The sequence below is a fragment of the uncultured Polaribacter sp. genome (assembly GCF_947501385.1).
Taxonomy (GTDB): domain Bacteria; phylum Bacteroidota; class Bacteroidia; order Flavobacteriales; family Flavobacteriaceae; genus Polaribacter.
Genome location: NZ_CANMVP010000043.1, coordinates 1 through 20,637 on the forward strand (window position 1 = coordinate 1; position 20,637 = coordinate 20,637).

General features: G+C 32.9%; 12 protein-coding genes and 1 pseudogene. 1 reads left to right on the forward strand and 12 read right to left on the reverse strand.

The window, feature by feature from the left end:
• Positions 1-461: 461 nt before the first annotated feature.
• From Q0998_RS18335 to Q0998_RS18355, 5 genes are all read right to left on the reverse strand, one after another.
• Positions 462-851 (reverse strand): thioredoxin family protein, encoded by a 390-nt coding sequence (locus tag Q0998_RS18335; protein WP_299672560.1) that lies wholly within the window; start codon positions 849-851, stop codon positions 462-464.
• A 379-nt stretch (positions 852-1,230) separates the two neighbouring features.
• Positions 1,231-2,682 (reverse strand): TlpA family protein disulfide reductase, encoded by a 1,452-nt coding sequence (locus Q0998_RS18340; protein WP_299672562.1) that lies wholly within the window; start codon positions 2,680-2,682, stop codon positions 1,231-1,233.
• Between the two features lie 31 nt (positions 2,683-2,713).
• Positions 2,714-4,180, reverse strand: coding sequence for a RagB/SusD family nutrient uptake outer membrane protein (locus Q0998_RS18345; protein WP_366943680.1), 1,467 nt, complete (start codon positions 4,178-4,180; stop codon positions 2,714-2,716).
• Positions 4,181-4,198: 18 nt separating this feature from the next.
• Entirely contained in the window at positions 4,199-7,843 is a 3,645-nt protein-coding gene (locus Q0998_RS18350) for a SusC/RagA family TonB-linked outer membrane protein (RefSeq protein ID WP_299672569.1), read from the reverse strand.
• Positions 7,844-8,153: 310 nt separating this feature from the next.
• A complete protein-coding gene (locus tag Q0998_RS18355; RefSeq protein WP_299672572.1) occupies positions 8,154-9,338 on the reverse strand; it encodes a FecR family protein in 1,185 nt (394 codons plus the stop codon).
• A 107-nt stretch (positions 9,339-9,445) separates the two neighbouring features.
• Between Q0998_RS18355 and Q0998_RS18360 the strand changes: the two genes are divergently transcribed.
• The gene (locus Q0998_RS18360; RefSeq protein WP_299672575.1) at positions 9,446-10,048 is read left to right on the forward strand and encodes an RNA polymerase sigma factor; all 603 of its coding nucleotides are present in this window, start codon (positions 9,446-9,448) and stop codon (positions 10,046-10,048) included.
• Between the two features lie 1,489 nt (positions 10,049-11,537).
• Here the strand turns inward: Q0998_RS18360 and Q0998_RS18365 are convergent.
• The 7 genes and pseudogenes from Q0998_RS18365 to Q0998_RS18395 form a co-directional block, all read right to left on the reverse strand.
• Positions 11,538-11,717 (reverse strand): annotated as a pseudogene (locus Q0998_RS18365) (tyrosine-type recombinase/integrase); the annotation flags it as partial.
• A gap of 6 nt (positions 11,718-11,723) precedes the next feature.
• On the reverse strand, positions 11,724-13,676 hold the full coding sequence (locus Q0998_RS18370) for a heavy metal translocating P-type ATPase (protein ID WP_299672578.1): 1,953 nt from the start codon (positions 13,674-13,676) through the stop codon (positions 11,724-11,726).
• Positions 13,673-14,035, reverse strand: coding sequence for a DUF3703 domain-containing protein (locus Q0998_RS18375; protein ID WP_299672581.1), 363 nt, complete (start codon positions 14,033-14,035; stop codon positions 13,673-13,675). The genes Q0998_RS18370 and Q0998_RS18375 overlap by 4 nt, the downstream gene beginning before the upstream one ends.
• 56 nt (positions 14,036-14,091) lie before the next feature.
• A complete protein-coding gene (locus tag Q0998_RS18380; protein ID WP_299672584.1) occupies positions 14,092-14,508 on the reverse strand; it encodes a transcriptional repressor in 417 nt (138 codons plus the stop codon).
• Between the two features lie 10 nt (positions 14,509-14,518).
• The gene (locus tag Q0998_RS18385) at positions 14,519-15,706 is read right to left on the reverse strand and encodes an efflux RND transporter periplasmic adaptor subunit (RefSeq protein WP_299672587.1); all 1,188 of its coding nucleotides are present in this window, start codon (positions 15,704-15,706) and stop codon (positions 14,519-14,521) included.
• A gap of 4 nt (positions 15,707-15,710) precedes the next feature.
• Positions 15,711-20,096: a CusA/CzcA family heavy metal efflux RND transporter gene (locus Q0998_RS18390; protein WP_299672590.1), complete on the reverse strand. Its 4,386-nt coding sequence runs from the start codon at positions 20,094-20,096 to the stop codon at positions 15,711-15,713.
• Between the two features lie 120 nt (positions 20,097-20,216).
• A complete protein-coding gene (locus tag Q0998_RS18395; RefSeq protein WP_299672592.1) occupies positions 20,217-20,540 on the reverse strand; it encodes a DUF6660 family protein in 324 nt (107 codons plus the stop codon).
• Between the last annotated feature and the right edge of the window lie 97 nt (positions 20,541-20,637).

A 20,637-nucleotide genomic window follows, 5' to 3' on the forward strand; every position in this document is an offset into this window, starting at 1 on the left:
AGGTTATGGATTCCTGCCACCACTTCGTCTTCACTCAGCATAAACTCCGGAATGACAACGTAATTGTCAGATGCTATGGCGGTGGCTATCATATGCTATTTTGAACTTGTATTCATATCTCTTTTTTATAAATATGAGATTCTTCGTCGGTAGCCTCGCTAGCTACTTTCAATCAAAACATTTTGATTTCAGTAGCTTTCGGAATGACGGGGTAACTGTCAGCTGTCGTTACAATTAATAGTAATCACACGGGATTTTTGTTATATATTTTCATGGTTTTATATTTTAATTTATTTTATGAAACTCTTTGATGCCACTTTTTAAAAAATAAATAAAGTTTTCTGCTTCTAAATCGTAGGCCTTTAGTGGTACTAATATTTTACCATCGGGACTTGTGATTGCATAATATGATTGTGCGTTGTTGGTGAATTTGATAATTTGATAATCGGTGTTTTGCTTGCCTATGCTCTTTTTGGTTTTGCTATCATACTCTGAAATATACCAATCTTCTTTTGGTAATTTGGTTTTTCATCGACATACAAGGCAACCAACACATACTCATTTTTTAAAATTTCTAAGACTTTTGGATTGCTCCACACACGTGTTTCCATTTCCCTATAATTCACACAACCTTGTCCTGTAAACTCAATGAAAATAGGTTTGTTTTGTACATCGGCACAAACTTTGGCTTGTGCTAAATCGAAATAGCCTTTTAACCCATGTGGCAAATGTAGCATCTCTGCATATTTTGATTGTGGAAATGCGAATGTAGCAAACATTTTAATTGCATTACTCTCTCTTCTATCAAAAGAGTCTTTGACCACACCGGAGGATACTAAATTGGGATTCATAATAAATTCTTGTGACATTAGTGGGGGTAAAATCATGTATAAGACGCATTAAAACTAAAAACCCTTAAAGAAATGTGTTTTCTTATTTTATTTAGAACAAAATTAATTTGTAAAAAGGGTTTGAAGTTGCATCATAAATTTATACAAATTGAGTATTTCTTTATTTGCTTCTAGATTGTTATACTGATAATGAAATCCTTACAAAAAATCATAAGATTCTTCCTGTCATTTCTGTAAAGGTTAATTTATTGGAACGAGTGAAAAATGACCTGCAAGAAACATAAGTTCAGCTTCGCTAAACCTAAGAAATCAAAGTTTCCAAATAGCGCAGATGTGCAGTCTATTATAAACTCTACGATAGAGACCCAATTATTTCAAATTAAATATCTAATTCATCAAACAATTTTATCAATTTTTCATCTGAAGGTCTTGGTGCATTTGCAGACACAATTTTTCCTGCGGGATCTAGTAAAACAAATCGTGGAATCATAGTGATATTATACCCATCATCTATAATTTTTTTATTTTCTTTATCTAGCCATAACTGAATTCCGTCTAGCTTTTTATCTTTAACATAATTTACCCAATCTGACTTATTTTTGTCCATAGAAATACTAACAAATGCTATGTTTTTATCTTTATATTGTTTCTTTAATTTTTCAATATATGGAAATTCAGCAATACAAGGTTTACACCATGTTGCCCATAAATCTATGTACGTATAGGATTCTTTAAATAAATTGGTTGAAGTAAATAGTTTGTCTTCAATGCCTAAAAAATTAGCTACTGGAGAAGGTTTGCCGGGTAACATTTTTTCTAAATGCCCATATTTATCAGCTACTATTTTGGTTAAATCATCATAGGGACCATCTTCATCAAACTGATTGTAAACCTCTGCCTTAAAATCAACCCCTAGAGAATATGCCAAGTATATGTATTTGGTTCTTCCAGTCAACTCTTGATCTACAAAATTTAAGAACCCTTGATTGTACCCTTTTTTCTCTTCTAATTTAAGTTTATTAGTGATAAAATAATGTACAAAACGAAGATAAGGCAACCCTTTTTCTTCTAAATTTTTGCTAATTTTAACGTTGGGTACAAAATCATAATAGCTGTTAGGCAAAATAGGTGCTTTTCCTTTCGTGTAGTTTTTATGGCTAGAAGGATAATTCATTTTCCTGATAACTGCTAAATTACGATACTCATCTTTTGATATTTCTACCAATTGATCACTTAAAGGCTGCCTGCTTTGATAATCCTTTATATAGGCTAGTTTTTGATTACGGATACTATCTACCGTTTTTATATAGGCTGCAGCATCTTTTTCTACTATAAAAAGATAATTATTATGCCTACGTTGTGCGTAAGAATTAAACGTATAGTCTTCTTGGTTCACAAATAAACTATTTACTGCACCAGAGCCAGAAAGTTGTAAGCTATTTTTTATAATATCATTGCCAGATAATACATCCATATCTGCTTTTATATCAATACTATCCCCTGGTTTAAGATATACATAAATATAACGGTTATTCCCATTCCCTTTAAACATTACTCTACCAAAATCAAGGGTTGCTTTTATTGGTTTTTCTACTTCAATACTAAAACTAAATTGCCCTGTGCTGTCTACCTCAAAGTTCTTTTTTCTTGTTTTTTTTAGCAATCCATATTCATCGTATTTGATGAGACCTTGCTCTTGATCGTAATTACTCAATTTTCCTTTTATATAAATTTTAGTATCTGCTACTTTTTTATCGGTACACGAACTTATAGCTAAGAGTATTAGTATACTTTTGACTATCAGAAGTTTTAAAGTGTTTTTACTTGTCATGTTTTATGCTGTCTTTATAATTCTTAACAAATTAACGTGGTGTTTGCCCTATTTCTGGGTTTAGATTCAAGTATTCATAATGTACTGGCCATATAAGTTTAGGATCGTTTGCTGGAACGCTTTTTGTTTCGCTACCCAAACTGTGTTCTACAGCTAATTGCAACCGTTTTATATCGAATAATCTGAGGTCTTTTCCATACAATTCTCGTCTTCTTTCTAACAAAGTTTCTTCTATTACTTTTTGTTGATTATTTTCCAAATCAGTTAAAGTTACATCAGTATATGAACCTGTTTTAAAACGGTGCTTTCGCAACTCATTAATATCATTGATAGCCTCTTGTAATTTTCCTAAACGTGCGTTGCTTTCAGCTCTTGTCACATACATTTCTGGCGTGGCAACAGATGTATAATCCACATTTCCATCATTGTCTACCGCATATCGGTGACTTGCATCTGAAAAAACATAGGCTACTCTTTCACTTAATAGTTTTCCATTTTCATTTAAGTTGCTAAACCATAAAGGCCTTCTTAAATCACGGTTTTGCGTTGTGGTTGTATCTACAATCGTATAATCACTGTATAGAGTATTAAAAGTTATGGTATCTAGTTGCATGTATTCTCTTAAGTGAGCTCCTTTCGTGGTTGTTTTGTGCAATAACATTTCTTGATCATTTGTACGTGAAATACCTATCAGGTTATCGCTACTAGCATTGCCCGTATAAATCGTGTTGTAATCATATAAAAAAGGGTGCATCGCTAAACTTTTGTCTGCGTATAATGCTGCTTCCTCATAATTGCCCATATATAAATAGGTTCTGGCCAAAATTGCATATGCCGCTGGTTTTGTTGGACGGTGACTGTATTGTTGTGATACCTCTTCGGGCAAATCATCTACTGATTCTAATAAATCTGCCAAAATAAAGTCATACACTTTTTGAACGCTTGCTCTTTCTAAACTAGGAAGATCTACTGGATTTTGAATCAAAGGCACTCCAGGATCACTTGCTGCTGTAGCTGCATTATAATGCTTTGCGTACGTATTTACCAGCGTAAGATAGGCATAGGCTCTGTGCACTCTAGCCTCTGCAGTTAATTGCATTTGCAAGCGAAGATTGTCATCAGCTCTATATATTTCATCTAAAATATTACTGATTAAAGTACTAATATAATAGGCATTTTTCCAAACCACATCTCCGCTAGCTCCATCTGGTAACCAAACTTCCTTTTCAAAAGCATACAATTGTTTTACATGCGTACGTTTGTCAATCCAATCTACCCAAGTATCATAGGATACTTGAGAATCATCAGAAACCACGTCTATATATATAGAAGTTTGTGATAAGTTATGTGTATATCTCGTGTCGGCATTATCTAAAAGCAATCTAAAATCGCTTGTTGTTTTGGCCACAATCTGTCCTTTTGGAAAGGTTTCTAAAAAGTCGTTACATGAAATCAAACATGTCGACAATACTATGAATATTAATAATTTTTTCATCATCTAATCGTTTGAGTTTGTTTAAAGGTTTAAGAATAATCCAACGGAATATTCAGGTCTATCTCTAATCACATTAAAATATGCTGAATATAATGAAGAACTGTATTTAGGAAAGGAAGGATCAACCCCTTCTTTATTTTTAAGAAAAATAGGCCCCAAGTTTCTTGCTTGAAACTGAATTTTTGCACTGCGAATTCCACCGAGGAATTCGTTTGGAATTCTATAGGCTAAACTTACTTGTTGTAATCTAATTTGACCCGCATCTAAAACATTATTTGTATTGTATTGCGCTATATAATCATTGGTTAACGTAGTTGTATACCCGGTTACCTTAGTATCTAAAGAATACATAGAAGCATTTTCATTATCAGTATCTGGTCTCCATCTGTTTACGAGTAAATTTGTATTGAATGTGTCAAAATTCCTATAGCCTTGATAATTGTAAAGCAAATTTCTTGGTGGCGCATCTTTTAATATTTTATGACCGAAACTGTATAGTAGCCTTGCAGAAAATTCAAAATTACTGAAAGAGATTGCATTGTTCCAAGAGCCGAAGAATTTTGGAGAGCGCTGTCCTACAAACTTGAATAGTTTATCTACATCTACACCACTATAGCTAATATTTGTAATATCGGTAATTTCACCATCCAAGTATACTTGTGGTAATCCGTCATCATTATACCCTGCCCATTCAGCTACTGCTAAATAATCTACAGGTTGACCAGCAACAGGATTAAATTGCGAACCACTAGTTCTAGAAAATATATTTGAGCTGGTTGACTTTACATTTTGCACTTCATTTTTGTTGTATGAAAAGTTTATAGCAGAATTCCATTTGACACTGCTATCAATCACTAAAGCATTGATGTCAATTTCAAGTCCAGTATTTGAAATACTTCCAGCGTTTAAAGTTGCCTCGTCATAATAAAACCCGTATGTTGGATTTACCGCAATATCTGTTAAAACATCTTCAGATTGTTTGCTATAATATTCTACTTCCCCTTGAATTCTTCGATTAAACAACGAAAAATCTACACCTAGATTATATGTTTTGGTTTTCTCCCAAGTTAAGCCTGGATTAGGTGTTGACAATACTGCCGCATACTGTAATTGATTCACTGGGTCCACCCAGGGTCTTCCATTAATATACGGACTTGCTGATTTATCAATGTGACCATTCCACCCGTAAGATGCTCGAAGGCGTAATTTGTCTATGCTTTTTGAATTAAAAAAAGATTCTCTGTTCACCGTCCATCCTAAGCCGACAGACCATTGAGGTAAGTCTCTATAAGAGGGAGATCTACCGAATAAATTTGTCTTGTCTATTCGAATACTTCCTGTAAGATCATATTTGTTTTTATAGGTATATACTCCATTGCCATAGTACGAAATAAATCGGTCGTCTCTCCCTTGAATTGTAACACTGGTTTTAGGGATGGTTGGAATCGGAGGAATACTCCCTCTCCACTCATTTTCTCCAGTAATTCTTGGATTTATCTCATCTTGAAAATTCAATCCCGTAATTTGGGTCAATGCTTGTGGGTCATATCCATAGAATCCGTAAGGCAGGCTTTCATAGTAATTTTTTCTAATTTCAAAGCCCGCCAAGGTTCTGATGCTATGGTCACCGAAAGTTCTATCAAAACTTGCCTGCAACCTCCCGTCATTTGAGGTAAAACTAGCGCGTCTTTCATACAACATTCCACCCGCAGGAATAGGAAAAGATCCGTCAGGGCGCGCAAATTCATTGACTGCATTTCTAACATACCAAGACTCTTCATTCATATAATTACTGTACAAAGAAGTATTTTGTTGGTATTGATAAGACAAATCGATTTTTAAATCTTTCAATGGTTTAAAGGAAATTTTAGCATTTAAACGAAGATCATTCTTTTTGTCTGTAATGTCTTTATTATCTATATCACGTTTCAGATTCCAATCCCAATCGTACGGAAGGTTGTATTGATCGACTAGACTTTGCCTTCTTTCTGTTGGCACATCGTAATAGCTGTCTGTATAATCATTTTTAATCATGGATATATAATCTCCATTTTCATCTAAAATTTTAGACATTTGTGGAATATTACTTAATTCACCAATAGCTACTCCATTCTTTTCTTGTTTGAGAATGGAAAAATTAACTCCGAAATCAACACTAAACCAGTCAACTGGTTCGAAGGTATTGGTTATATTTCCTATGAGTTGCTCGTTCGCGTCACCCTTTGCAAATTTATCATTTAGTAATGCCATAAGGGATGCACGAATTCTATAATCGTCATCACCCTTATTAAAAGAAACGTTTATTCTATTACTGGTTTCCATTCTATGGAATAAATCAGAAAACTCGCGTCGAACATCTATTTTAGATAGCTGACTGAGGCGTCTATCTCCTTCTTGTTGTGAAATTTCTCCTGTTTTTATTTGTAAAATTACATCGATCACCTTAGGAAACTCATATCTATTTCTGAAAAAAGGTTGTGCTAACTGATCCTTATAATTGGTGTCAAGAAATAGTGATTTATAAATTTCAATAGATTCTGCGCTTGAAGCAAAAGGAATTTCAAACAAATCAGGTTTGGGTAATAGAATGTATTCTAAAGATATATCAACTTGTGCTTTACGAGCTGATTTGCCTGATTTGGTTATTATCACAATAACTCCATTTGCCGCCTGTGCACCCCAAATTGAAGCTGCGGCCGCATCTTTTAAAATAGTTATACTTTCAACATCGTTTGGGTTTATAGTAGACCAAGGATCCACACCGTTAGAAGAAATAACGGGAAAGCCATTGATTACAATTAAAGGCGCATTATTGCCTAATGTACTCGAACCTCTAATCACTAAGCCTCGGCTTCGATCTGTAGTTGGTCCTTGATCGGCACTGTAGTTTGGCTCAAATAATAAACCAGGAACAAGACCTTCAATTTTATCTTTGATACTTACGCTATTGATTTTTTCTAACTGATCTGCCTTAATATGGCTAAATGACCCGGTTGCTCTTTCTTTAGGGAGTGAATAGTAACCTGTAATAATTACTTCTTCTAAAGCTTCTATACTATCTATTAGCGTAACATTAATGATGGTAGTATTGGATACTGTTATTTCCTGTTTTTTTTTCCCTTGATAAGTAAATACCAGTACTTGATCTACATTTGCATCTATAGTATATTTACCATCAAAATCTGTAATAACACCTTTATTAGTACCTTTTATAAGTACGGTTGCTCCTAGTAAGGGTGTGCCATCTTCATCTTTTACGATCCCTTCAATTTTCCTTTGGAGTTTGTAGTCGTTTTTTGTTTTTTCTTTAATAAGGATGGTGTTTTCTTTAGTCACAATAAAGTTAAAATTTTTACTTGCAATGCTCTGTTTTAAAAGCATGTTTGCCCGTATTTTTCCCTTTTTAAGATGTACTTTTGGGAAGCCTTTAAACAAATCAGATCTATATATAAAAGAATAGTCAGTTTGTTGATTAATGAGCTCAAAAACTTCTTCAACTGTAACTGTCTTGTTGGTTTTGATGACAACTTTAGCATTCTGTGACAGGAGATTACCTGATGAGAAACTAAAAACGGCGGTACAACATAAGAAAATAAATGTTCTCATAATGAAAGTTAAGAGCCTCTTTCCTGCTGGAAATGGCAACATTTTTAATTTAATTTTCATAAATTTGCTAGGTGTTAGTTAATAAATTAATTGATACATCAAAATGAGGAAATGAAGGTTTGTATTGTCAGAGATTAGGCCTTCTTTCCTTTTTTCTTTTAGTGAGACTGTGAATTATTAGCACATATTTTGCATTTAAATATTTTGTCAAACTAAGCTCGATGGATATCGAGATCTTATCTACTTAGACAAGATTTTCTTCTGTTTACTTTTATGTCATAATGTTTCGATATTTTAGTTATTGATATATATTCCTTCTATTGTCTAAATGACCTACTAATTAAATTTTATCTCTCTTCTTTTTCAACAGTTACTTAAGCGTAATGGTTTTATTCTTTATTTCATAAGTAATATTATTCATATTTCGGATCGCAGATAAAATTTCTATGATACTTTGCTTTTTCTTCAAACCACCATTAAAAGTAATTTCTTCAAGTGCTTTGTTTTCAAACTGTACCTCCATATCATACCAACGAGATAGAACCACCATAATCTCTTTAAGTGATTTATTTTTAAAACTAAATACTCCATCCTTCCAAGCAATCTCTCTTAAAACATTCACATCGCGAATTTGAATTATTTTTGATTCTGTATTGAATTGAGACTGTTCACCAGGTTTTAGAATTTTATTTTCGTTTTCAATTCGCACCCTCACTTTTCCTTCAACCAATGTGGTATACATATTGGTTTCGTCTTTATAGGCTTTGATGTTGAACTCAGTACCTAAAACTTCAATTTCTTGTTTTTTGTGAACTACCTTAAATTTTGATCCTCTATGATTCGTGCTTGGTGAGACCTCGAAATAGGCTTCTCCGTATATTAATTCTACTTGTCGTGTTTGGTTTTTTGGAAATGCCACAGGGTATTTGATTTGAGATTCTGAATTTAACCATACTTGGGTGCCATCCGCTAAAGTCATTTGAAATTGGCCTCCTCTCGGGATGGTTAGGGTGTTGTAGGCTATGCCGCTCTTGGCTTTTGGCTTTTGGCTTTTGGCTACTGGTTGGTAAATGATTTCTTCTCCGTTGCTGGTGGCGTTGACACTTTGGAAAGAAGCGCCTTTAATTAAGGGAATTTCTTCTCCGTTGGCTAAGGTGAGTTTGGCCTTGTTGGTACCAGTTTGGATTTGATTGTTGACAATGACGGGTGCTGTAAATTGTGGTTCGCTGTCGCCTTTGTTTAAAAAGATGGTAAGTGCTATAATTAATACAACAGAGGCTGCTGCTGCATATCTAAGCTTTTGACTCCATTTAGGCTTATTCTTACTTGACAGCATTTCCTTTTCTTTCTTAATATGACGGATGATATTTTCTTTTGCTTTTACTTTATCATATTTACTCAACACTATATTTACAAACGCATTTGTTTTTATATACTCTAAAAATAATGCTTCATTTTTGGGGTTAGAAATCCAAAGTTCTAACTGTTGCAATTCATCAAAATTGGCCTCTTTTGATATGAATTTTACAATTAATTTTTTAACATCTTTACTCATTGTTGTGATATGTTTTTATATCTTTATAACGAAGCAAAATTATTACCCCACTATTTTTTATCAAAAAAAAAATTACATTTGTATTTCAATTAACATCACTTGATCTCTTGAAAAAAGACTTTTTTAATGAAGAAAATATTGTAGATCACCTTATTAAAGGCGATGAATCTGCGTATACTTACTTGGTTGATCTGTATTATGATCGACTTTGTGCTTATGCAAATAACCTTGCCAGAGATAATTTTGAAAGTGAAGATATTGTACAAAATGTGATTGTAAGGTTATGGCAACGACGTAAAAATCTAACTGCCACTATTTCTATTAAAAACTATCTTTATAGATCTGTTTATAATGAATTTGTAGATTCCTTTAGAAAACATACTGCAGTTTCTGCTTTAGAGAAGAAATATATTGAAGGATTGGATACTTTTTATGAGACCAAAGACCCAAAGGATATGTTACGACTTAAGGTTATGATTGAAAACGAAATTGAACAGCTACCACCTAAGTGTAAAGAAACTTTTTTATTGAGCAAACGTGATGGTTTAACGTATACTGAAATTGCTGAATATAGAAATGTATCTGTTAACACTGTTGAAAACCAAATGTCGAAGGCTTTTTCTATTTTGAGAGAAAAATTAAAAGATAGGGCACAAAGCTTTTTGTTTTTACTAATGAACCTCGGCTCAAGGGCACGAGGTATCAAGTAGAAATTTCTTTTTTATTTCGACGCAGAGCATCGGGGAATAAAACCCATAGATCCCGCTAAAAAAAAACGGGATTAGCCTGCCTGCCGGCATAGGCAGGTTCAGCTAGCAATTTTTAATTCATTGCTTCGCTTCCGAATACGGAATAAAAATTGAGTTTCACTAATTTAAAAAAATAGCTTTTAAGTTATAAGAATGGTTGTGAGATTTTTACTCTCATGTTTTATAAAAACATGGGGCAATTGGTACTTACTTTTGTGAAATTCCTTTCGTTTTCTACTTGAAGTGGGCAAGGTCGCATAGAATAAAAATTTATTTTTAGTTCTAATACTTTTTTTATTTATGAGATTCCTCGAATTAGCCAGCCTTTATAGGAATGACATGTTTTTTTTTCTCATACTTTTTCTTGATAATCTTTCGATAGCTTTGCTAGCTACTTTCAATGAAAATGTATTTTCATTTTATTAATGCTACCATTGACGTTTTTGTTTAATTATTTGATTTTAAAACACTTAATAGTTCTCTTCCGAAGTTTCCGAAATGCTCGAACAGACATGCTTACAAGCATTTGTATCACGTCATTACAATTTTTTGATAAATTTTTATCTCAGGCCTCAAGATGACATAATTCAAAAACCAAGACGCACTTTTATTCTTTCATTCTATACTTTTTTGCATTGATCAAAAAAGTATCAAAAAAATCTAGCCTTGGGTTTTCAGCGGTCAAATTTATTTTTGATTTCTAAAACAAATGAACTCCTCTTCCTTTTAGTCATCGTCAGACAGCATTTGTTTTTACGAAACCTTCAAATATTTGACGCTCGCCTGCAAACCCTATGGCGGTTTAAATTCTGACTTTTAATCCAAATCTTTAATACTTGTCTGTGAGATTTTAAATTGATATTTATTTTAATTTTTTTATTCTAATACTTTTCTTGATAGCCCTTTCGACCCTTCGACCTTTCGACAAGCTCAGGGCAGGCAAGCTCAGGACAGGCAGGCCTGCCAGATGCTATGGCGGTGGCTACCCATTCTATTTTGAGATGTTTGAATTTTATTTTTCAGATTCCGTTAGTTTCTGAAACTAGTTCTCCTCCGAAGTTTTATTTTACTTGTTTTGACCGTAAGTTTGTATTTTCTTTTTTTTATTTTTCTTTTCCATCGATGAAAAGAAACAAAAATCTAGACTTCCTATAATTTTATTGAATTCTAAAAGATATTCCACTTTCGTGTCCAGACCGCAAGCTTCCCCAATCAAGTTGAGGACATGCTTTGGACACTTAGCCGTTACATATCTTTTGAATTACTACTAAAATTATAGTATGTCAATTGGGATTCTAAATAGCCGTGGCAGCTATATAGTTCTCGATAGCTTTGCCATTTACGTCAATTTTGGATTCTCTGAGCTTCGTAAAACTTTGAATGCATTGATTTTATTATTTACCTTTTAAGAGTTGTATATCCTAATGCTACAGCATCTCTATTTCTATCCCTAAATTTCTCTTTTAATACTCTCATCTTCTCCTACCTTTTTATCTAAAACCTTTGCATAATGCTGTGTGGTTTTTAAAGATGTATGTCCCAACATTTTACTTACTGACTCTATTGGAACTCCATTGCTTAGCGTGACCGTAGTTGCAAATGTATGCCGTGCTAAATGGAAGGTTAGATTTAACCTTTAGCTCCAACGCATTCTTTGCAACCGAACTGCATTCAATATCGCCAATAACGCCACACCTACATCTGCAAAAACTGCTTCCCACATTGTAGCTAAACCACCTGCTCCTAAAATTAGTACAATTACTTTTACACCGAAGGCCAATCCAATATTTTGCCATACAATCTTTCTTGTAGAGCGACCAATTTGAATAGCTTTTACTACTTTTGAAGGTTGGTCAGTTTGAATAATAACATCTGCTGTTTCAATTGCGACATCACTACCTAAACCACCCATTGCAATGCCTACATCACTTGCTGCTAAAACAGGCGCATCATTGATGCCATCACCAATAAAAGCAATCTTATTATTAGGGTTTTGTTTTAAAATTTCAACTTCATTCAATTTATCTTCAGGTAATAAACCGCCTTTAGCGATTTCGATATTTAATTCGGAAGCTACTTTTTGAGTGATGGAATCCTTATCGCCAGAGAGCATCATTATATTTTTGACACCAACTTTATGTAATGCAGTAATCGTTTCTTTTGCATCCTCCTTTAATTCATCTGCAATAACAACATAACCTGCAAATTGGTCATCAATAGCAACCAAAACAATCGATTCTACAATAGTTTCTGTTTCCTCTAAAACATTAATGTTATTGGCAGTCATTAAGGCTTTGTTACCAACTAAAACGGTTTTACCATTTACAATACCTTTTAAACCTTTCCCTGCTATTTCGGATACTTCGGAAGCCTCATAATCTGCGCCTTCATCTTTATATTCCAAAATGGCTTTTGCGATTGGATGTGTGGATTGTTCTTCCATAGCCATCAGGTATTTCATAAATTCTTTTTTATCCCAATTGATGGCTTTAATTTCCTTAATCTTAAAGACACCTTTCGTTACCGTTCCTGTCTTATCCATTACCAACGTATTTATCTTGGTCATTGCATCTAAGAATGAAGCTCCTTTAAATAAAATTCCATTTTTTGAAGCTGCCCCCAATCCGCCGAAATAACCCAAAGGAATGGATATAACCAAGGCACAAGGACAGGATATAACCAAAAATATTAAGGCACGATACAACCAATCTCTAAACACATAATCATCTACAAAAAAGTATGGTAAAAATGTAACTGCAATAGCCAAAAACACAACAATTGGTGTATAAATGCGTGCAAATTTTCTGATGAACAATTCGGTTTTAGATTTTCGCGCTGTGGCATTCTGTACCATATCGAGAATTCGGGCAATAGAACTATCCTTAAATTCTTTGGTAGTTTCAATTTCTATAACACCATCCATATTAATACTACCTGCAAATACTTTTTCGCCTTTTGCAATCGTATCAGGTTTGCTTTCGCCTGTCAATGCTGCTGTATTAAATGTGCCCCTTTCGGAAAGCAAAATACCATCTAAAGGAATTTTTTCTCCCAAACGGACTTGGACTTTTTCTCCAATTTCAACTGCTTCAGGACTTACAGATACATAATCATTGTTACGATAAACCAAAGCTTCATTAGGACGTACATCAAGCAAGGCTTTTATATTTCCTTTTGCTCTGTTTACTGCTGCATTTTGGAATAATTCTCCAACTGCGTAAAACAACATGACTGCAACACCTTCAGGATATTCGCCAATGATGAATGCTCCAATAGTGGCTATGGACATTAAAAAGAACTCTGTAAACACATCGCCTTTTTTAATACTTTCCCAACCTTCTTTTACAACAGGAAGTCCAACTGGCAAATAAGCGATGCCATACCAAATAATGCGAATCCAATCTTTAAAAAATTCGACATCGAAATAATCTAATGCTATACCTACAATTAACATTGTAAAACTTATAATTGCTGGAACATAAGCTTTATAATTGTTAGATTGACCACTATGATTGTGACCATCATCGTGATTATGTTGTTTTTCTGTATTTGCCTTTAAATCTTTTAAATTAACTTTCTTTTTTTTCATTTTGAATTGAATAAAATTTTAATATCATTAGGAACTGGCATCGTTTTTAATGGTGGCACATTTGCACCTCCTGTATTACCAAGTGGGACGTGATTTATAAATGATTTCCAACCACCAACAAGTAACCTTATGACTTGACCAAATACTTCTTTGGTATTTTTTTGTCTTAAACCAAACTTTAGCATTAACCAGTGTGAATAGGTGTGTTCGATTGGGTAAGATTGACCTATAATATGACTTCTTTCTAAATGATACCAAGCATTTTTAAAATCACTTTTAGTTAGAGCAATTTCATATAAATGAAGTTCACTCTTAAAAGCGTCTTTTAAATAATTTGGTATTTTAAGGTTTAGTTTCATTATTACCTATTTTTGACTGTAAACATATAATACTAATGCTTGCAATGGAAGTGCAATTATTGTCCACTACATTTATCACAAATACCTTTTACTACCAAGTTTACATTTTCTGAAATAAAACCTTCTGGGACTTTGATTTGAGGTATTTTATGATCAGTTAAACAAATTGTTTTATTACAATTGTTACAATGAAAATGTAAGTGTAAATCAGTTTCAATTTCACAGTTACATCCCTTTTCACACAATGCATATTTAGTAATCCCTGTACCGTCGTCTATTTGATGTACAATTGCTTTTTCTTCAAAGGTTTTAATTGTTCTATATAAAGTGGTTCTATCTGCTTTTTCAAAAGCATTTTCTATATCGCTTAATGTTACAGCTACTTCTTTTTCTGCAAGAAACTTATAAATCAGTAAACGCATTGCTGTAACTCTAATTTTTTTTGATGCAAAAAACTTTTCTATTTCATTCATATTTATATAATTAATGTCCATGACCACCTTCATCCTCGCTATTTTTTGCTTTTGCTAAAAGCGTAAAAGCATCATTTAAAACAATGCTTAAGTCTTCCATTTTTAGTGAATTATCTACAAGTGAAACAGCCACATAATTTTCTTCTTCATTTCCTTTATTTACTTCAAGCATCTCAAAATCAGACATTATTTGATTGTCTTCTTTCCGATTTCCTTTAGAAATAAAAATATAATGTTTTCCTTCAAAACGAACAATAGCTTCTTCTGGAACAGCAAATTGTTCTAAAGTATCTACTTCAATATTTGCATTAACAAACATTCCAGGCAACAATGCTTCATTTTTTTCTTCTAAATGTCCGTGGATGGTAATTGATCTATCATCACGAACATTATTTCCTATCAAAAAAACGTTAGCTTCCATCCAATTTTCAGGTGCATTAGAAAGTCTAAAACGAATGCGTTGACCAACTCTAATTAATGGAATATCGTCTTCATACACTTTAAGTTCTATGTGTAAATCAGAGGCATCTGTAATATTCATTAACACATCTTGCGGATTAAAATATTTGCCTGTATTTATATAAACGTCTCTTACAATTCCATTTATTGGAGAATATATATTGACAACAGCAGAAATTTTTCCATTTTTTACGCGTGAAGGATGAATGCCAATCAATCTTAATTTACTTTCTAATGCTTCCATATTTGCCTTATTCGTCAAATAATTACTCTTCGATTTTTGAAATACTTTAGCCGAACTTACTTCTTCTTCATTTAACGTTTGCTGACGTTCAAAATCTGCTTTTAGATAGTCATTTTTTGCTAACGTTTCTAAATAGGCTCTTTGAAAATCAATAAATTCAGGATTTTCTACCCTAGCAATTACTTGACCTTTTTTGAGTTTAGTTCCTGGCAGCATTGTGGTTTGTTTTAAAAAACCACCATAAGGCACAGTTACCGAAATATTACCTTGCGGTGGTACATCTATCATTCCATTTACTGAAATTTCGTGACCAATTTTGCGTTTCTCAATTTTACCAATTCTTATTTCAGTTTGTTTTAACTGTGTTTCCGATAATTCAATATTATTGGTATTTTTAGAAGTAGTTTGTTCCACCACTTTTGTAGGTTGATTTTTACATCCTAATACTAAAATTAATACCGTAAATAATACTATGTTATATGCTATATTTTTCATCTTTTTAATTATTTGCTGTCAATTTTTCAATTGTAATGATGGTTTGATTATATTGATTGATGTACGTTAAATATTTATTTTGAATGGCTAAAGCTCTGTTTAAACCTTGTACATATTCTATATACTTAATTTCGCCTTCTTCAAAACCTCTTTGCGAACTTTTTAATAATAATTTTGATTGCGGCAACGCATTAATTCGATAAAAAATCAAGTTTTCTTTATCTCTTTTTAACGTTTCTAAAGCTGTTTGTAATTGTGATTTTGTGTAATTGGTTACTGCTTCTAATTGCGATTCTATTTCCATTTTATGAAATTTAGCTGCTTTAATTTTAGCAGTATGAGATTTAAAAAATAGCGGAATACTTAAACCCAATTTTACGCCTGTAAAACGGTCTCCAGAATCATACACTGTTGGCGTACCATTTGTAGTTTGTCCGTTTCCATTAAAAGATTGATTAAAATAACCCACAGTAATATCTGGCAACATTTTAGCAGATTGTACTGAACGTTCTTTTTCAGCAACATCTATTTTTGAATTGTAAAATGATAATAAAGGATTATTAGAAACATAAATTGTATCTGTTACTTTTTCTAAATACAAACTTGGAATCATTTCTAAATTACCAACGGTAATATCTACATATGTATCTAAAAGCAATAAATTTTGTAACTTTAATTGTGTTGCTTTAACCAGTGAGATATTGTTTTGTAGCGCAATTTTAATGTCTGTTAATTCAGCAGTTGCAGTTGCTTTTTCCAATGCATTACTTTCGCCTGTTTTAAAACGTAGGTTTGCTGCGTACTGGAATTTTTGATAAATACTATCTTGCTGTTCTAAAACTTTTTGTTTGTTTTTAAGATACCATAACTCATAATAAACCGATTTTATTTGTGCGATTAACTCGTTTTTAATCACTTTCTCATTAATTTCACTCGTTTTTATTTTCGCTTTTGATAGCTTATTTTGATTAACATAAAGCGTTGGAAAAGCAAAAGTTTGACTAATATTAAACTGCGTATCATTATCAACAATACTATTCGTTTGCCCATAATTTAAATCAAATGCTGTTTTTGGCAGATTAAAACTCGCACCTTTTAATGCTCGCTCTTGTTCCGTTTGTAATTTTGATATTTTAATATTTGGGTTGTTCTCTAATGCAGTTTCTATAACTTCCTCAATATTGTTAAATACTTTTACTTCGGATGTGGTTTGTGCATTTATACTACATACACTTCCAATAAAGAATAAAAGCATTGTAATACTCGTTTTATTCGGTTTTATTTTTAGTTTTGTTTCTGAATAGTAATACAAAATTGGTAAAACGATTAATGTTAAAAAAGTAGCCGTAATTAAACCACCAATTACCACAGTAGCTAAAGGACGTTGTACTTCTGCACCAGAAGTTTGCGACAATGCCATTGGTAAAAATCCTAAAGAGGCAACAGTTGCCGTCATAATAACAGGACGTAAACGGGTTTTAGTTCCTTGATAAATGCGCTCGAAAATATTAGAAACACCTTGCTTTTTAAGTGTATTAAATTCAGCAATTAATACAATACCATTTAGTACCGCAACTCCAAAAAGTGCAATAAATCCGACTCCTGCAGAAATACTAAAAGGTAAATCTCGAAGCCAAAGTGCAAAAACACCACCAATTGCAGATAAAGGAATGGCAGTAAAAATTAAAACACCTTGTTTAATAGAACCAAATGTAAAATACAATAAAATAAAAATTAGCAGTAATGCCATTGGTACAGCAATAGATAAACGTTTATTTGCTTCTACCAAATTTTCAAATTGACCACCATAACTCACGCTATAACCTGGAGCTAAATTAACCTGACTTTCAATTTTTTTACTAATTTCTTCCACCACACTTTCTACATCCCGATTTCGAACATTGAAAGCGGTAATTATGCGTCGTTGTGTATCATCTCGTTGAATTTGATAAGGGCCATCAATTATAGAAACAGTCGCCACTTGTTGCAACGGTATTTGTTGCCCATTTGCACCGTTAATATAAAGATTTTGAACATCAGAAAGATTTGTTCTATTGTTTCCTTCTAAACGGACAACTAAATCAAATTGTTTTTCTCCTTCATATACTAAACCTGCGGACGCACCTGCAAAAGCAGCTTGAATGGTATGATTAACCGATTGAATATTTAAACCATATTTTGCCAATTTAGCTCTGTCATAATCAATTACAATTTGTGGTATGCCAGTAACTTCTTCAATATAAATGTCTACTGCACCTTCAACATTAGCGGCTATTTTTCCTATTTGATTGGCATATTTTGATAATTGTTCTAAATCTTCTCCATAAATTTTAACTGCTACATCTTGTCGAACACCTGTCATTAATTCATTAAAACGCATTTGTATCGGTTGTTGAAAACCAAATGTTACGCCCGGAATAACTTCTAAAGATTTTGCCATTTTGTTTGCCAGTTCTTCTCTGTTGGAAGCAGAAACCCATTCTGATTTATCTTTTAGAATAATCATTAAATCGGCAGCTTCAACTGGCATTGGATCTGTTGGTATTTCTCCAGAACCAATTTTAGAAACCACTTGCTCTACTTCAGGAAAATTATCTAATAATATCTTTTCTGCTTTTGTGGTTGCTTTTATCGTGTTGGAAAGTGAACTACCCGTAATTACTCTTGTTTCCACAGCAAAATCGCCTTCTTCTAAAGTGGGAATAAATTCGCCACCTAATTTGGTATATACACCTAAAGAAATAACAAATAAAATAAGTGCTAATGAAACTACAAGTATTCTAATTTGCATTGCAATTTTTAAAATTGGCTCGTAAATTCTGTAAAAAAAAGCCATTATTTTATCAGAAATATTTTCTTTGTGAGCTGTTTTTTTGCTTAACACCAATGCAGACATCATAGGAATATAAGTAAGGGAGAGGAAGAACGCACCAAGTATCGCAAAACTTACGGTTTGCGCCATTGGTCCAAACATTTTACCTTCTGTACCCACCAAAGCTAAAATTGGCAGATATACAATTAAGATGATGATTTCTCCAAATGCTGCCGAATTTCTAATCTTGCTGGCAGATTGATATACTTCTTCATCCATTTCTTTTTGTGTAAGTTTCCGTTTAATTTTTAATGCTGCTAAATGAAATAAAGTAGCTTCCACAATTATTACGGCTCCATCTACAATTAATCCAAAATCAATAGCACCCAAGCTCATTAAATTAGCTGAAACACCAAAAAGGTGCATCATAGAAAATGCAAATAATAATGCCAACGGAATTACAGAAGCCGTAATTAAACCTGCTCTCCAATTGCCCAATAATAACAGTAGAATAAAAAAAACAATCAATGCACCTTCTACAAGATTTGTGGTTACTGTACCAATTGCATTATTTACCAATTTTGTCCTGTCTAAAAAAGGTTCAATCACAACACCTTCTGGAAGTGTTTTGCTTATCGTTTCAATTTTATTTTTAACATCTGATATGACTTGTGCAGAATTTGCTCCTTTTAACATCATTACAATAGCACTTACTACTTCACCTTCGCCATTTCTGGTGGTAGCTCCATAACGTATTGCTGAACCAATTTGCACTTTTGCAACATCACGAATTAAAACAGGAATACCGTCTTCTGTTTGTTTTACTAAAATATTTTCAATGTCTTCTATGGAAGCTACAAATCCTTCACTCCTAATAAATAATGCTTTGTCATTTTTTTCGATGTAAGCACCTCCAGTATTTTGATTATTCTTTTCTAAAGCATTAAATATTTCTGAAATTGAAATCTTCATTGCGTTTAAACGTTCTGGACGCACGGCTATCTCAAATTGTTTTAAATAGCCACCAAAACTACTTACGTCTGCAACTCCTTTAGTACCTAAAAGTTGCCTTTTAATTACCCAATCTTGAATGGTTCTTAATTCTACAGTATTGTATTGATCTTCGTAACCGGGTTTGGTAGTCACTACATATTGATAAATTTCTCCAAGCCCAGTTGTTAGTGGTGCAATACCTGGTTCACCTATTCCTTTTGGTATTTGAGATTGGGCATCTGCAAGACGTTCATTAACTTGTTGCCTCGCCCAATACACATCTACACTTTCTTCAAAAACAATAGTAACTACAGATAAACCAAACCTTGAAAACGAACGAATTTCATCAATTTGTGGAATGGTTGCCATCGTTAATTCTATTGGGAAAGTGATTAAGCGTTCTACTTCTTGTGCAGCAAGCGTTGGCGAATTTGTAATGACTTGCACTTGATTGTTAGTAATATCTGGCACAGCATCTACTGGAAGTTGTTTTAGCGAATAGATTCCTGTAATAATCAACGCTAATGTTAGTAAACCAATCACCAATTTATGGGTTATGGAATACCTAATGATTTTATTAAGCATAAAAATTGTATTAATTCAGTTAAACTTCTCGATGTAATTCAAGATAAAATTAAATTACTCGAAATGAACAGAACCATTAAGGTTCAAAATAGGATGTAGTTATTCTTAAAAAAAACTGAGTTATACTTTTGGAGGTTGCAAAATTGAAGCAGTGAAGCTTTTTTTTATTCCATTTTGGTAGAAAAAGTCTTGTGTAGAGATGTAGAATATATTAAATTTTATATCTACAAATTTGAAATTCATTGTGCTGATATGACAACATTGACAAATACAAAAAGGCGAACATAAATCTAAATCTTGATCTTGATGCTGATGGTCATTATCAAATATTTGTGAAATTTCTGGTTCAATGTCATCATTAAATGCTCCAGCTTCATAATCTTCGCAAGGTGCTAAATTAAGAGTTAAAATATAAATTGATAATATGAATGCTAAAAATTTCATTATAGCAAAGATATAAATAAATTGAGTTAGTCATTTAATTTCCGTATATTTAAGTCAATAAAACTAGGATAATGGAACAATTTGAAGGACAAGATAT